21 protein-coding genes and 1 tRNA gene are annotated in these 14,596 nt (G+C 54.6%); 1 reads left to right on the top strand and 21 read right to left on the bottom strand.

Annotated elements, in window-relative coordinates:
* Positions 1–7 precede the first annotated feature (7 nt).
* From AC2FGC_RS08850 to AC2FGC_RS08830, 5 genes are read right to left on the bottom strand one after another with little or no spacing between them, the layout of a single operon-like run.
* The gene (locus AC2FGC_RS08850; RefSeq protein ID WP_496724706.1) at positions 8–868 is read right to left on the bottom strand and encodes a hypothetical protein; all 861 of its coding nucleotides are present in this window, start codon (positions 866–868) and stop codon (positions 8–10) included.
* Positions 869–891: 23 nt separating this feature from the next.
* Positions 892–1,293, bottom strand: coding sequence for a hypothetical protein (locus AC2FGC_RS08845; RefSeq protein ID WP_058276616.1), 402 nt, complete (start codon positions 1,291–1,293; stop codon positions 892–894).
* A gap of 32 nt (positions 1,294–1,325) precedes the next feature.
* Positions 1,326–3,050 (bottom strand): dynamin family protein, encoded by a 1,725-nt coding sequence (locus AC2FGC_RS08840; protein ID WP_496724704.1) that lies wholly within the window; start codon positions 3,048–3,050, stop codon positions 1,326–1,328.
* A gap of 8 nt (positions 3,051–3,058) precedes the next feature.
* Positions 3,059–5,071 (bottom strand): dynamin family protein, encoded by a 2,013-nt coding sequence (locus AC2FGC_RS08835; RefSeq protein WP_496766429.1) that lies wholly within the window; start codon positions 5,069–5,071, stop codon positions 3,059–3,061.
* 2 nt (positions 5,072–5,073) lie between these two features.
* On the bottom strand, positions 5,074–5,469 hold the full coding sequence (locus AC2FGC_RS08830) for a hypothetical protein (RefSeq protein WP_174822482.1): 396 nt from the start codon (positions 5,467–5,469) through the stop codon (positions 5,074–5,076).
* Positions 5,470–6,255: 786 nt separating this feature from the next.
* On the opposite strand from AC2FGC_RS08830, the gene AC2FGC_RS08825 reads away from it, so the two are divergent.
* Positions 6,256–6,340 (top strand) — tRNA-Leu (locus tag AC2FGC_RS08825).
* Positions 6,341–6,453: 113 nt separating this feature from the next.
* On the opposite strand, the gene AC2FGC_RS08820 is transcribed toward AC2FGC_RS08825, so the two are convergent.
* From AC2FGC_RS08820 to AC2FGC_RS08745, 16 genes are all read right to left on the bottom strand, one after another.
* Entirely contained in the window at positions 6,454–7,446 is a 993-nt protein-coding gene (locus AC2FGC_RS08820) for a site-specific integrase (RefSeq protein WP_496782094.1), read from the bottom strand.
* A complete protein-coding gene (locus tag AC2FGC_RS08815; protein WP_496782092.1) occupies positions 7,443–7,649 on the bottom strand; it encodes a helix-turn-helix transcriptional regulator in 207 nt (68 codons plus the stop codon). Before AC2FGC_RS08815 ends, AC2FGC_RS08820 begins: the two co-directional genes overlap by 4 nt.
* The gene (locus AC2FGC_RS08810) at positions 7,649–7,891 is read right to left on the bottom strand and encodes a hypothetical protein (protein ID WP_496782090.1); all 243 of its coding nucleotides are present in this window, start codon (positions 7,889–7,891) and stop codon (positions 7,649–7,651) included. The genes AC2FGC_RS08815 and AC2FGC_RS08810 overlap by 1 nt, the downstream gene beginning before the upstream one ends.
* A 161-nt stretch (positions 7,892–8,052) precedes the next feature.
* Complete coding sequence (locus AC2FGC_RS08805; protein ID WP_496782088.1) at positions 8,053–8,541, bottom strand: hypothetical protein; 489 nt, start codon at positions 8,539–8,541, stop codon at positions 8,053–8,055.
* 136 nt (positions 8,542–8,677) lie between these two features.
* Positions 8,678–9,025, bottom strand: a complete 348-nt coding sequence (locus tag AC2FGC_RS08800) for a DUF8820 family protein (protein ID WP_496782086.1) — start codon at positions 9,023–9,025, stop codon at positions 8,678–8,680.
* 10 nt (positions 9,026–9,035) lie between these two features.
* The gene (locus AC2FGC_RS08795) at positions 9,036–10,394 is read right to left on the bottom strand and encodes a DUF6745 domain-containing protein (protein ID WP_496782084.1); all 1,359 of its coding nucleotides are present in this window, start codon (positions 10,392–10,394) and stop codon (positions 9,036–9,038) included.
* 10 nt (positions 10,395–10,404) lie between these two features.
* Positions 10,405–10,707 (bottom strand): nuclease domain-containing protein, encoded by a 303-nt coding sequence (locus tag AC2FGC_RS08790; protein WP_496782082.1) that lies wholly within the window; start codon positions 10,705–10,707, stop codon positions 10,405–10,407.
* Positions 10,704–11,135 (bottom strand): hypothetical protein, encoded by a 432-nt coding sequence (locus tag AC2FGC_RS08785; protein WP_496782081.1) that lies wholly within the window; start codon positions 11,133–11,135, stop codon positions 10,704–10,706. The genes AC2FGC_RS08790 and AC2FGC_RS08785 overlap by 4 nt, the downstream gene beginning before the upstream one ends.
* The gene (gene ssb, locus AC2FGC_RS08780; protein WP_496782077.1) at positions 11,135–11,584 is read right to left on the bottom strand and encodes a single-stranded DNA-binding protein; all 450 of its coding nucleotides are present in this window, start codon (positions 11,582–11,584) and stop codon (positions 11,135–11,137) included. Before ssb ends, AC2FGC_RS08785 begins: the two co-directional genes overlap by 1 nt.
* The gene (locus AC2FGC_RS08775) at positions 11,584–12,273 is read right to left on the bottom strand and encodes a hypothetical protein (protein ID WP_496782075.1); all 690 of its coding nucleotides are present in this window, start codon (positions 12,271–12,273) and stop codon (positions 11,584–11,586) included. Before AC2FGC_RS08775 ends, ssb begins: the two co-directional genes overlap by 1 nt.
* 14 nt (positions 12,274–12,287) lie before the next feature.
* The gene (locus AC2FGC_RS08770) at positions 12,288–13,046 is read right to left on the bottom strand and encodes a hypothetical protein (protein WP_496782073.1); all 759 of its coding nucleotides are present in this window, start codon (positions 13,044–13,046) and stop codon (positions 12,288–12,290) included.
* A gap of 87 nt (positions 13,047–13,133) precedes the next feature.
* Positions 13,134–13,265, bottom strand: a complete 132-nt coding sequence (locus tag AC2FGC_RS08765; protein WP_496782071.1) for a hypothetical protein — start codon at positions 13,263–13,265, stop codon at positions 13,134–13,136.
* Positions 13,262–13,630 (bottom strand): XkdD/Y8K6 family phage-associated protein, encoded by a 369-nt coding sequence (locus AC2FGC_RS08760; protein WP_496782069.1) that lies wholly within the window; start codon positions 13,628–13,630, stop codon positions 13,262–13,264. Before AC2FGC_RS08760 ends, AC2FGC_RS08765 begins: the two co-directional genes overlap by 4 nt.
* Positions 13,631–13,633: 3 nt before the next feature.
* Positions 13,634–13,816: a hypothetical protein gene (locus AC2FGC_RS08755; RefSeq protein WP_496782067.1), complete on the bottom strand. Its 183-nt coding sequence runs from the start codon at positions 13,814–13,816 to the stop codon at positions 13,634–13,636.
* Positions 13,813–14,091 carry a hypothetical protein gene (locus tag AC2FGC_RS08750; protein WP_496782065.1) on the bottom strand — a complete coding sequence of 93 codons (279 nt, stop codon included), beginning with the start codon at positions 14,089–14,091 and terminating at the stop codon, positions 13,813–13,815. Before AC2FGC_RS08750 ends, AC2FGC_RS08755 begins: the two co-directional genes overlap by 4 nt.
* Positions 14,088–14,432: a hypothetical protein gene (locus AC2FGC_RS08745; RefSeq protein WP_496782063.1), complete on the bottom strand. Its 345-nt coding sequence runs from the start codon at positions 14,430–14,432 to the stop codon at positions 14,088–14,090. The genes AC2FGC_RS08750 and AC2FGC_RS08745 overlap by 4 nt, the downstream gene beginning before the upstream one ends.
* Positions 14,433–14,596: the final 164 nt, after the last annotated feature.

Genomic DNA, 14,596 nt, shown 5'->3' with positions numbered 1-14,596 from the left:
GGCGCGCTCATTCGGAACGCTCCGTCAGAGATGTCCACAGATTCACAATGGCGCCTAGCTTGCGCGCCTCGTGAACGACCATGGAAAATTCTTTGCCGTCATTCAGGACGGCCAAACCAGACCCCTTGCCACCGGACGGACGCATGACGATCAGTTGTGGATGATCCAGCGCGGCGGCCGCGTCATCATCCCAGCCCGACAGGTCACGCGCGAACTGCGCCAGCAAAGTTTCATCTGCATGTAATGGCTGATCTTCACTACAATCGCCGTCAGACTGAACCATTTCCCCGCCTTCAGCTTTGACCCGGATGCGACCAACAGCCAAACGCTGGCTACCGAGATAGAACTGGTTGGCCAAATCGCTGGCATCGTCTGTTGCTTCCACGTCATTTGCGGGCTCGGCTGCGTTCGGAACGATCGCTATGACGGGTTCAGCGGGCATTTCGATCATCGTGCAAGCACTAGCGATTTCGCTAAAAGTGATTCCGACATCGTCCGCTTCCAGCGTGGCGTCCGGCCGTAGGGATATCAGGCTGAGCGGTGCAGGCGCCGCGGCAATATCGGTTACCAGTTGCGCCAATTGTCCAGCCAGCGTATCGCGCTCTTCGGTTTCAAAATCAGGCGCAACGCCGGACCGGACACGAAAGACATCAGTAACCCGAGAGCTGTTGACCTCAATCGCGAGACTATCGCCATTGGCAGCCGTAAACTCCAACCGGCGCGGCAAAACAGTGCCACGGATGGACTGCAATACCTTTTCGCGGCGCTCAAGCGCAGTGTCTCCAGCAAGCGCGACGGCTGGCTCCAGTCGGGCAACCGATGATCGCCCAATGTCCTCGAGCAAATCGAGTATGTTTGTATCCATCATGCCGTGACCCCCTCTGGTCCCGTCTAAACTGCGGCCGCGACGGGCCCCAGACTGAGATGCGATTTTGTCAGTGCCAACCCTACATTCGCGCTGTTGCGACAGATGTAGCAGACCACATGATCCGGATAGGCCTGCGTCCGCAAGAAAATGTTCAACCGATCTTTTGAAAACACCGCGATTTCCCCAAATCCCGGATTTTCGGTATCAGCGTTACCCGATTTCCGCAGCAATGCTTCAAAAGCGCCCACGCCGCCGCCCTGAAACAGGTTCGCCACTGCAAGCGCAAGACTGTCCAGCACTTCGGCGTCCTCTTGATCGCGGACACTGGTCCCCAATAACATCCCTGTTTCCATGTCGATATACCCGGCTGCGACGCAGTCGGGTATCGTTTCCATCGCAGATTTCAGTGCGGCTTCGATAGACATCGGGCTTCCCGTCCTTCTACCTTGATTTCACGTTATAAAACATGCCATTCAGCCCCGCCCTTGTTCCCGGCTTTCGGAAGCGTTGAAACGTCTTTTTTTGCGTCGCGGGCGCCGTGTTCAGCGGCGATCTTGTCGAACTCTTCCAGGAAGGCCACAAAAACTTTTTTCAGGCGTTCGGAGTCTTCAGGAAGATCCTCACCAGCGGTGATCTCGCGCCACATCGCCGATGCGCTGAGTGTTGATCCGGCGTCCGCATTCAGCAATTTCTCAAGGGTTTCAGACTCAGGCTCGGCCTCGGACGTTCCGTTTGACATAGGCACGACCTGTGTTTCGATCAGGCCGCTGGTTTCGGGTTCCAGTTCGAACTCATCGGCCGTACCATCCGATTGCTCGGCGAGCAATGCAACGATTGACGACACAGATGTGTCAGCACGTTGCGCGTCTGCTTCGGTGTTTTCGGATACAGCATCTTCAGCTCCGTCAGCCAGCTTATCCTCAATCGACGCCAATAGGTGATCCTGACCATCGGAGCCGGTGTCAGGCTGATTTGCCTCGCCTTCACTCTCGGCTTCCAGTTCCAAGGTCTCTTCTTCGTCGAAATCCTCGTCATCCAGTTCAAGAAACGCGTTTTCTTCCGAAGGGATCTCGGCAACATCGGCCAAATTCAGAGGCTGACTGGGCGTTTCCCGGAAGAAAGAACGCAGCTCGTCCTGATCGGTTTCGGTCTCAGGTTTGGTTTCTTCCGATATCGCGGTCATCTCAGCGCGCAACCGTTCAGCCTCATCCGCATCAATCCGGGGGGCACGTTCCGTATCGTTTGAGCGTGCTTCAACGCGGGCAGGGCGTACAGGAAAGCTTGTCACCACTTCGTCCTGCGCATTTTCGTCCTGAACGGGATTGACCAGCTTTAGTGGAGTGGGCTGTTCGGCGCTTTCAGTGGTTTTGCGTGGGGGGATCGGTTGGACACGTGGCCCATCAGCAAGGCTATTGTCGATCTGGTACCGCGCCAGCATGTCTGCGCGATTGTCCATGATCTGCTCGGTGATCTCAAGAAAGCTGTCTACCATCTTGCCGCCACCGCTTCGTCCCCACAGTTCGGCATCGCCGCTCTTGTCGCGGGCGGTGATCGCATCGCGAGCTGAGAACAAAATCGACCGGTTGAACAGATGCCCTGCCTCGCGGTTGACGCGGCGCAACACCTTTTGGCGGTCTTTCGGACCCAGTGTATCCGCACGTGTTACCAACAGCAGCGAGTTGTGCTGCAACCGTTCGGGCAGGGCGACCCAAGTCGCCCGCTCGGTCTCGCGCCAGGCTTGGGTTGCATGTGTGCACCACAGCACGCCATTGGCCTGACCTACGGCGCGACGCCAAACATCGGTTGAAATCTTGGGGTCCGAGATACCCGGCGTGTCGATCAGATCAACCGCTTCGAGGATATCGGATTCAAGAAAAATACGAATGAATTGGGCGTCGTTTACGCCGACCGATTCCAACGCATCCAGTTCAATATTCTCGCGCGTACCATCATGGCGCTGCACATAGGCTGATTGCTTACCCCAGCTGAACCAGACCGGCGGTAACTGTGTGGCCGTCACCTGGGTTGGCAGCGCGTGCGACCGAAGCAGAAAGTTCATCAGCGTCGATTTGCCGGCGCTGAACTCTCCCATAAGGGCAAAGACCGGCTTGCGGCGGGACCACTGCTCGATGCGTTCCCATGCTTTGGGCGAGACGAAACGGGTTTGTGAGTCTTTTGCCATATCGCTACTTATGCTGCCTCGTTGCTTAGATCTTTCAGGATGTCGCCCAGAATATCGTCACGCGATTTCTGTGGTGTCAGTCCTGCCATCAGAGCTGCGTTGCGGCTTGGGTCATTCTCGGCCGAGGCCGAAATGCTAAGCAACGTCTCTTTCTGCTCGCGCATGAAATCCGACAGGACGGCACGTACGTTTTCCAATACGGCTGCGACCTGATTTTCTTCGATATCCTTGGTGATCGAATTCGCCTCGGACGCGATCAGGCGCGTATAGTCGGCTGCATAAGCTTCGAACCCTTTGCGGCGCTGCCACCAGCGACGCCACCAGGTGCTTTGCAAGTCCAAAGCGATTGTTCGCCCAATTCCGAGTGGGGGTGGGACACGCGGAACAATGGGCGCTTCGATACTGAACTCACCCAAGTGGTTGCCCAGTATCTTCTGATAAAGCGTCTCAATATCTGCGGCCGCCGTATTGTACAGCGCACTTGCTTCTTTGCGCATCGACCGCGCAAAGCTGAAATATGCGGCCTTTTGCAAGGTGCGCAGCCCCGCTGGGTCATACTGCCATGTGCCTTGTTCGCCGTTCAGCTCAAGGTGGGCAATCAGCGAATCCGTTGCACGTTTGACAAAGTTCGATTCCGCTGAATTCAGTCGCTCCAACACCTTCGCACGCAGGGATGCGGTCAATTCGGCCGCTTTCTTTTCATATTGATCCGAGAGTGTGGCAATCGCTTCCTCTGGCGATACCCCGTCCAAATCACGCACAAGGCCTTCGCCGCCCGAAAGGGTCTTGGCAACGGCCGTGGCGCGGATTTGACTGGCGATATTGCGGGCGCGGTGACGGACGCGATCCAGCAAACGGGTGCCTGCGCCTTCAGCGATGCGTTCGTTCATGGCCAACAGCAAATCGGGCAAGCCGGACAGTGCCCAAATCTTGTCGAGCGAGGGTGCCTGATCGCCAAAACCGGCGGCCAGATAGAACGTGTTCAACGCCTCGCGGGATTCATCGGAAAGAATCTCGGGGTTGCCCGTCAACGCGGCCTCGGCCCACAAGGCGCTGCCAAAGACAACACTGGTATTGGCGTCGATATTGTTCTGTTTGAGTGTATCCTGAATGCGGTCGCGGATTTCCGGCACCTGATTGACCGGATCAGCCAATTCGTCAATTCGGTTCACAAACAGGATGATCTGCCGGTTTTCGAATTGCGCGATAATGCGCATCAGCGCCATGTCCATTGTCGTCAGCGCCTGGCTGGCAGCCAGAACAACAACGCAGACCTCAGATCCGCGCAAGCTGCGCAGGGTGATCTGTTCGCGGACCATAAAGGTATCGTTGACACCCGGCGTGTCGCACAGTTTGAGCGCAATCGGGTATTGCGGAATATCCATATACAGCTCTGCCGACTTCGTCACATCGGCGAACCGCCCGGTCTTGGGGTTGATGTCCGGGTCATCTTCGTCACCCAGACAGACATAGCGCTGGATCAGCTCTTCGTCGAAGTAATCATATTGATGGCTCTGCCCCAGAATCAGGTCGAAATGCTGGCCCAATCTGGATTCGGATTTAGCCTTCATCTCGCCGATCTGGCGGCGAATGTCATCCATCTCGTCATCGGCTCCGGCGCGGTTTGCCAGCTCACCCAGGCGGCCGCCGCCGACCATCAGGTTGTCCCATTCTTCTTGTTCAAAGAAGGTAAACTTGGCGCGTTTGTCGCCTTCGGTGCGGGTGTTGATGTTCAACGTGGTCACCACCGATGTCCACGGGTTTACATCCGATGGAAGCAGGGCAGGGCGCCCGGCCAGGATGTTCACGATCGAGGACTTACCAGCCTTGACCTGCCCGACCATTGTAACGCTGGCCGAGAAATTCTCCATCCGCGTCTTGAGCGTGGCAAGACGTGCGGACGAACGTGCATCCGCCACCTCTGTCAGTTGATCAATCTGTGCGGTCAGCGAGTTCATCGCTGACGTCATGGGCGTCAGTGCCTCATTGCCAACTGACAAAAGATGGTCGTTGCGCGCCATGTTCAGCCTCCGGTTCCTGTCGCGGCCAACGTGTCTGTTGGCGTGCTGGTCATGGTGTCGATTCGGGCAATCAGATTCAGGGCATTGCCCAGGATCGCAGCTTCGGCCCCCGGCGAAATCGATTCGAAGGTGTGGCAATCCGCCAGAACTTCGATCGAGCTAAATCGCTCGCTGTTTTCAAGGCGGGCAAGACGACGCCCGGTCGGAAAGCCCTCGGATTTGGTTTCGGGCAGCGGCATACGCGAGTTGGCTAGCAAATATCGCCGCCCGGAGCGGGTGCGCAACGAAACGCCAAACCCGGTGTTTGGATGGTCGCGGTTCAGGGATTTGAGTTCACCAAGAAAACTTTCACGCGCAAGGCCAACGGCTTCTTGCTCGGCAGCAGCGGAGTTCATCATATTGGTCACGTTTCAGACCCTTGTACTGGAGTTGAGCGAAAAAACTCGTACAGCGCCCGAAGGCAAAAAAGACTCATTAACTCCTACTGCTCATAAGTGACTTTCAAGGCGGTCTTATTTTGACGCGAATAAGATTTTTTGGCGTTTGAATTGTGGCGCAATTGTGTTTGATCGTATTTTCAACCACAACCTACGAGCGTATTTTCGACGTCAATGTGAACAGCGCCATTTATCGTTAGCAGCATTCAAGAGCAGAAAACTTGCAACGATGCGCACGTGTGGTATTTTTGGCAATGCGTCTATATCACTGTATATAAACAGTAATTATTCTATTTTTTGAAATCAACCTGACACCAAATCCACCCAGAGGACGTCTGTAAAATATATGTATAATGCATTCGTCTTTGGGTTCTCATCATAGCCCGCCCTTAGATGAGGGGCATTTTACTCAACGTAAGATAGTTTTCTCCTTCTCACCAAAAGGACCTGAATGTTGCTAAATACAAAACAATAAAATTAGTCAAACTTGCCCAAGTAATCTTTTCTATCTACTCGTAGAACGCCAAAAATCAGGCTACTTTCCTGCCGCGAACAGCATCACATGAGGATATCCCGCATCCCGTTTAGCGGCAGCGTCCGGCAGACACCATATTTGCACGACGGTCAGTTCAGAAGCATATTGCGCCGATGTCATCAATAATCTTGCGCACAACTCAATTTTCCCTCTCGCACTCCGTGGCAAGCTTTGCTATTCACCCCGACATTCCGGCACCGAGTGCCTGGGTTGCGGGTGTGGCGAAATTGGTAGACGCACCAGATTTAGGTTCTGGCGCCGCAAGGCGTGGGGGTTCAAGTCCCTCCACCCGCACCATATTGAAAACTAACGGTAAAATCAAGATACTGGTGTTCTTTCGCTCGGTGACCATTTTCGAGTTTCCCGCTTAGATTCCCGGTTTCCCGTTTCGTTTTTGTTCTGTTCTGTGGTTATTTCCGGCGTGATTGCGCCCGTTTTGACAGCTGCTTTTGGTTTGCCTGATTCCTATACTTGCGCACCATTTCAAGCGTTTTATGCCCGGTGACAGCCTGTATCTCGCTGTCACTGCAGCCAGCCTCCGCGAGCGCCACAGCGGCGCTATACCGCCAGCCGTGAATGACATAGCCGCGCGCATTGATCTTTCCCCGCACTTCCATAACGCGCTGTTGAATCGTTCGCTTGGCAATGCCTTGTGTCAGGTTCTTCGCCATAATGAACTTGCCCGTTCGGGGCAGGCTTTCAAGATAAGCGCTTAGAAAATGCGGGCAGGCGACCCATAGCCTGTGATCGGTCTTATCCTGGACAACGGCGATAAAGTCACCGTCATAATGACCCCATTCCATTTGAACAACGTCACCAATTCGCTGGCCTGTTCCGGTGCAGAGCATAAACGCGGTTAGCTCCCATTCTAAGCCATGCTCTCGGCAGTAGCTTTCAAATGCTCTTAGCTTAGTATCGGGCCACGGCTCATATTCCCCGCCGGTCAGTTTCTTGACGCCGGCTGCGGGATTAGCCGTGATCCATTCAAGGTCGATTGCATGGCGGGAAAGAATAGAGAGCATTTCCACCATGGAATTGGCCTTGCGCCATGTGTCTGCGTATTTGTCGCGTGCTGCTATCACACCCTTGCGGCGCAGTTTCGTAAAGTCAGCTTTACCGTTCTTTTCTCGGATTAACTCAAGCGTGCGGCGGTATTCCTTTTGAGTTCCTGGCTTCTTCTTTCTGAATTCTGGCGTTTGATAGTAGCTTTGGATTAGCGCATCAAATGTTGTCTTTGACAGTTTCTTTCGGTTGCCGGACCTGATCGCCCAATATTCGGTGTCAAATTCGGGACTGTCGGGGTTGTTAGGTAAGCGCTGGTAAACTTCGCCGCGACGAAAATAGTAGTATGTCCGACCTTTGACCTCTTTGGATACAACGTATTTCCGCGCAAGTTTTTTCACCACGTAATCTCCTGATCGTCCATTTTGCTGCCGTTCATTATTTCGTCTAGTTCAGCAACGCTCCAGCGCTGGACGCCATGGCTAAGTGTTTTTGGTCCCGGCAATGACCCCTCACAAACAAGCCGCTGAAACTCTTTGCGGCTCATTTCCATCATTTCGGCAGCCTTTTTTTCTCCAACTGCAATGGGTGCAAATTCCGCCATCACTTCCCCTCCTGAGACAGAGCGCGCAGGGCGGTATTCATTGCCTCAAGCCCTTCCGTTTCCCAAATGTGACGCATGTTGCGCGCCGCCTCTGCTACGGGATCGGCCACAGGTTCACCCGCGATGTAGGGTTGTTTTAGCAACCATTCCTTAAAGCGGTTTCCCGACTCTACGGGATCGGCCACAGGGGCAGGGGTGATGGCGGATAGGATGGCGTCAGCAAGATCGAGTGCCTCAATCATTGCCAGCGCACCCCCATTTCTCATTAGCGAAAACTTTTCTTGGATCGCTAAAGCAATCGCTTCCCGGTTCACCGTCACCGATGCGGGTAGGTCGGCGCGCCACCCACACGGGCAGCTTGTCAGCGATGATCCAAGTGGCCTTGCGCAATTCGGACAATAGTTCATTCCCCTGCCTCCTGCTTGAGTGCTTCGATTGCCTCGGCGTATTTTTGCGGTAGTCCTTCCGTTCCCCATGACGCGCTTGGAACAGTTACCGCCAACGCCTCATCCAGCCCTTGCAGGCGTCCGCTTTCAAAAGCTATGTCGCGCTGATCCTCCAATTCACGCGCAGTTATCTGCTTTCCGTCTTTGCCAATGTAACGGTAATGCGGTTGCGCCTCCAACTCAGCCACACGGGCTGAGAGGGCGGAGGCTAACCACGAAAGCCCCCACTCCTTAGCTTCTAAAAGGCTGTCGCGCCACACAAGAACAGGAAGGGTACTCGCCTCGCCGTCGGGCTTCCCTGTTGCATCCGAAACGCACCATTTTTCCTCTCCCCAATCGCTGTAAATTCGCAAAATCAAATCGCCAGACTTCGCTTCAAACCAATCCGGCTCCATTACGCCCATTCGCCGCCACATTATGACACCTTCTTTGCTAATATCAGTCATCTCCTACCTCCTATGTGCCCGCGCCTTGCCCAAGGGCCGGGTTGCGCTCTGTGAACAGGTTCCATGTTGTCACCGGGTTTGGCGCGTGGCCCTGCGCGCTCTCCGGGGGCGTTGAAATTGGGCCGGGTGTTTAAGGCTAGTCCGCTACGCGGCGCGCTTGTTTGAGGAAGGGGTCAAACTCACGACTGATGCGCATCTCGTATACCCCTGGCGGCATGTCGTGCGCTTCATGTGCGTTTGCGGCGTTCTGCTTTAGGCTCGTCGGTTCTTCGACAATCGCATAGAGAATACGCATACCCTCGGGTACGTCCTTGGTGCGCTCCATGACTTTCACGCCAGGCGCGTCAATCACATGATGGTGGCCGCTTTCGCTATGGCTGATAATCCAAGCACCAGTTGTGTCTTTCTCAGTAAACGGCTCTAGGCCATCGGGCAGGTTGTCGATCTTGCGGGCGTAAATCTCGCCCTGTGCAAATGCTGTCATTTCAGTTCTCCTAGGTTCTAACTTTGGGGTAGGTAAATTCGGATGCAGGCAGGCCAACTCGCCATGCTTGCGCCTCCAAAACGGTGGTTATTTCGTTGGGTACGCCTTCAAAAATCGTTCCATTCCGAGGGCATTGAGCTTTCAGGAAGCGCCCAGGCTCCAGTAGATCAGGAATTTTGACTTCAAATAGATCTCCATGTGAAGGGTCGGGATCGCTGTCCAAGATGCGATGTTCCAAGCTGTCCAGCATGCGCTCCATGCCGAGTATCGCCACACCTGCAGCACGTTGTTCTACGTTTTCGCAAGACAAGACCGCCGACGGGTCAAGCGTGTCTTTTTCTTCAATCCACCCACCGGGAACCCGAACGCCACGCCACGCATAAACGGAAAAGCCGTCACGATACCGTATAGCTGGACCATCTTCACAATGCAGCAGATTGTCATCACTCAATTTGATGACTTCCGGCCGATTGGTGATTATCGCACATCCTTGGAACGGCCAGACCCAGCCGCACTCACGTGAGACGTCAAATAGTCCGGTCGCTCTTTCTGAGAGGCTAAATTGGGAATTAAAGTAGTGGTGGAATGACAACCACGGTGCCTCATGTGATCCATAGACGGCGCGTAAGACCTGAGTCCTGACCTGAGCCCCGACCTGATCCCAGACCTGAGCCCCGACCTGATTCCTGACCTGAGTCCTGACCTGATCTCCGACCTGATCCCAGACCTGATCCCAGACCTGATCCCTGACCTGAGTCCAGACCTGAGACCCGACCTGATCCCAGACCTGAGTCCTGACCTGATCCCAGACCTGAGCCCCGACCTGATCCCCGACCTGATCTTCGACCTGATCCCAGACCTGAGTCCTGACCTGATCCCCGACCTGATCCCTGACCTGATCCCAGACCTGAGCCCTGACCTGATCCCTGACCTGAGCCCCGACCTGATCCCAGACCTGAGCCCCGACCTGATCCCAGACCTGATCCCCGACCTGATCCCTGACCTGAGTCCTGACCTGAGTCCTGACCTGAGCCCCGACCTGATCCCTGACCTGAGCCCCGACCTGATCTCCGACCTGATCCCAGACCTGATCTTCGACCTGAGTCCTGACCTGATCCCTGACCTGATCCCAGACCTGATCCCTAAATTTCGTATCCCTCAGCATCGACGCAGCGATTGCGCCTTGCTGCGGGCTGTCCAGAAAGATGAATACTGACGGTGGTGCAAGGTTCGCACACTCGTACATATTGGATACAGCAGTTTTGGCCCGATCCTCATCGATTGGCGTTGTGGAGAGACCAATCTCAAGCCACATATCCCGCCATTCAGATAGGGCGGAAACTTGTTGTTCTGTTAGCTTTGTAATCATCTATTTTCCCTCAAGGCGTTAGCGTTCCGAAGCGCTCATAAACGCGGATCAGTGTGAGCATTAATGCGCGTAGGATATCATCATATCCGGCGTCTTTTTCGTTGCGGTGGCACTCGCTGCAGGCATGGAAGGCCAAAAAATCCGGTGGCTTCACTGACATGCCCGCTACGCCAAACATGCGAATGTGACAGAGGACGGTTGTTTCCGGGTTGCGGTTGCAGCAATCGAGATTAAGCAAGCAATCCTGTCCCCGCGCGAAGTCGCGGAGTTTCTTCGACTTAAACTTGGCTGGCTTTGGAAAAAGCATGTTCATTTCTTTTCCTCCGGCACTGTCAGGCAAACGCCTTGCTCGGTGTAGGTTCGGAATACGGCGTCCGCGAACCGGCCTAACTGGTTGGTTGTCATGATGCTGGTGACGGGGACATATTTGAGCTTCAGCCTGCGCTCTCGCGGGTCCGGATACATCTCTTTGAACTTGTCATAGAACTCGGCAAAGTCGGCATCCTCGCCTAGTAGTATCGGGATGCCCTGCCAGCCCTTACAGTCCAGCTTCACCTCATCAACGGCATCACCTGTTTGCTTTGCTATCTCTCCAAACCATTTGTGGATTAAGGCATTCTGGCTCAGAGACCGCTTAGGCGGGTGAATATCGCACACCCACCCATCCGGCGCGTCGAACACAGCCTGTGCAGCCAGCCCGCGCACCGAAAAGCGATCAAAGGTGAAGGATTGCGAGTCCATCAGAACGGGATCTCGTCGTCATCGATGCCGCCGGAAGCCGGGGCGTTATATCCTTGGTCATCTGGCCGTTGCTGCTGATAGCCCTGCTGGTCGTCCTGCTTGCCATCCAGCATCACAAGGGTCGAGCCGAACCCCTGGAGAACAACCTCAGTCGAGTAACGGTCCTGCCCAGATTGGTCCTGCCATTTGCGGGTCTGCAATTGCCCTTCGAGATAGACCTTCGAGCCTTTGCGCAGGTATTGCTCCGCTACGCGCGCCAGTCCCTCACTGAATATGGCAACGCTATGCCATTCGGTTCGCTCTTTGCGCTCGCCGGTGTTCTTGTCCTTCCAAGTTTCGGACGTGGCAATTCTCAGGTTGCAAACCTTGCCACCATTTTGGAATGTTCTCACCTCTGGATCTGCGCCGAGATTTCCGACCAGAATGACCTTGTTGACTGAACCTGCCATTAAAACGCCTCCCTTTCTTCCCAGACGCGAACGCCCTTAATGCTACGAATTTTGAAGTTTCGCCGCACATACTCGTCAATAAACCCGGTCACGGCATCGCGGTCGTTCTTTGCAATGTCGTGTAGAGCTTCGCGGTGATCCTGAATCTCGTACTTCTGGACCTTCCGCATTCCCTTGACGGTATCATTACGAGCGGCGCTGGCCTCTTTCACCAGTGCTGCGGCCTGTTCCTTGGCGGCGGCGGCCTCGCGTTGTGCGTCAATGTCACCGCTTGCGGCTTCGGCGGCTTTGGCCTCGGCTTCGCGCCGTGCCTTGTCGGCCTCTTCCCATGCTGCGCGCTCTGCTGCAGCCTTTTCGGCGGCCAGTTTCTTTTTGAAGTCACCAACTAGGGAAACGAGTCCGTCGCGGATGCGGGACAGGTCGTCAATCGTCGGCTTCCATCGTGCCTTTTCCGCCTTCCACGCATCATGCAGTGGGGCAGCGGCTGACTTCTCGCTGGTATTGACCGATTTCAACGCGGCCTTGATTTCTTTAGTTAGGGCGTCAACGGCATCCATCTGGCCTTCGTTTTCAACCTTTGACCCATCAAGCCATCCCTCAGCCTCGGTGATGGTGTCACCGTAAGGCGCGAGGGCTTCGTCAATCGGGTCGGGCGGGTTGTTATGACCCACTACACATAGTTCACTCAATGTCTTTCCTCCTATCAATAAGGGATTTCATCGCCTTCCAAGACGGGCTTTTGAGCCTCGGCCTGTGTGGTAATCTCAGCCTCAATCTGGGCCGCCAGTTCAGGCGCTTGACTGCGGAGCAGAGATAAATCGGTACTGAACCTTGGATCAGCCTGGACCTGTGCCGCTCCGTTTCCTCGGATTGCTGCAAGCATGGCATCGCGGATTTTCTCTACGTCCAAACGCTGGAGATTGGATTCCTGCTCTTTAGGGGCTTGGTTTTTATCCTCCTCCGGCGCCGGATCGGGATGCAGGTCGCCCTTGTGCCAAAGGTCGAGCGCTGCGCCGAAGCGCATAGCCGCATTACGTAAAGCGTCACCGATAACCTCTTTAATCGCGTCCCCGCCGCTCTTGCCGTCTGGGTGCCCGTATCCGTACCGCGTCACACCACAGACAGTTAACTTAATCCACATACCGCCGTTTTCATCTTGTGCGGGGGCTCCTTTTTCAGTGAATGCAAGGGGCTCCCAGTTCCAACGCGGATCGCAATCCAGTAGGCGGTCTGTCAAAGCCGCGTGACCAACGTAGTCAAGGTGGACCACTTTAGGGTGGTGCCATCCGCCGCAAATTTGGCAACGAACACCTTTCTTGAAGTCATCTCTGACTGCCTCTGTTTGTTTTTTCGTCGGCTTCGGCAGCTTTGAAATGGCGTTCTCGGGGAACGGCGCGCGCAACAGATCGAGACCTTTAAGCACATCGCTCTTGGGATCTTCTATCTTCTCTTGCTTGGTCATTTTGAAATCTCCTAGTTGACCCCAGCGGGACGGGAGGAAAATACCCGCCGGGGTCGTTGGTCTCGCCCGTTGGCGAGAACTCGGTGTCTAGTTGGTGCCCAGCGCCGCAATTGCAGCGCATACGACAAGGGCGGCCAGAATGATTAGCTTGTACCGTTCGGCCAGCCAGTCACGGCGCATCTGCGGGGCGTTCAAGCGCTCTAATGCTCTGCGGGTCATGCTTCCCCCCGTGCTTTGGCTAGAAGTTTGTCAACTTTCTCGGCCTGATGCTTGTTAACTGCCGCTATTTCATCGAGACCTAAGTCAGTAAAATACCTGTACTCACGCCAATGATAGTTGGCCTGTTCTTGCATCTCGTCATACAGTTCCGGCGCTGCGGCGATTAGGTGAGCGTTGGCGATCCATTCACCATCGTCTTTCCATCCAAGTTCGCATAATTTATCTGTGTAAGAAGCAGCCCCTCCGGACCCCTTGCATAGGATCATAGGTGCATCCATTCCGCCTGCCGTCACAACTGTGAGACTGCGGGTGTACGCCTGGTCTGGAACCTCCCAAGGCCCCGGCGTGAACTTTGTCTCTGTCATGGCTTAGTCCTCCCTCGGAACAAACGGCGGTAACGGATGGTTCTGCGCCCCGTAAGGGTCCATATTCTCAGGGTCGCGCGGGTGCGGGGCTTCCACCCGCTGCGGGTCATTGCCCTCTGACGCGATACACGAAAACGAAACACTGGTTACTGCTGCGTCCTGCTCTGTTTTGAAATGGCGTGTCATGACAGCGACTCCTTCATTTTTTCACCGCGAATTTCGCGCAAGGCTTTAGGCTTGGAGCCCATACGTAGGTGCCACAATGGGCATGATGTGGCGGTACATTTGCGGACCTCCTGCCAATTGTGCGCGCAATCTAGGCACTTCGCGCGTATGGCCTTGAACCCGACTTGTGCATCCGGTAGGTGCGCCGCGAATTCCTCCGCGGTCAGCTTGCGGGGGTCGCGGCCAATCATTTCCCCGAGATCCGCATCGTATGGAGATTTTTCCAGAAGGATCATGACAAAGACTCCTTCCACTCGTCATAGCGAATATCGTCACCAATACCGGGTTCGGCATATTCGTATTCTTCAATGCGGTAGATTGCAGACCAGCCAAGAACTTTAGCAGCCCAATTACGGTCGCGGTAAGTTTTATCGCCTTCGGGTTCGGTTATTGAAATCCCGGCAATCTCAAGCTGACCGTCTAATCCAGCATCTTCAAGGTATGCCGTGGCAATCTCATTCCGCTCATTCAGCGGATCGGTCTCTTCCACCCACACATCTGTAATGTCGATTTCACGGTCACAAACAGTCCAACTAGGAGCTGTTCTCTGACCAGCGGCAATGCGTTCGCAAAACATATCAATCTCCCGTTTGATGTAGAGAGAATATGCTAAACTAATTTACAATGCAATACCATATTGCTAAAAAATTTTATATTCAGGTTTAGCAATTACTTCCCGTCGCCTGACGAATCAGTATTATGTATAGTGTTATTAGGGGTGGTTTTAATGGGTGATGAGAT

This window comes from Ruegeria sp. CDSC054, from assembly GCF_059610645.1.
This window is presented reverse-complemented; position numbering and strand designations above follow the sequence as displayed.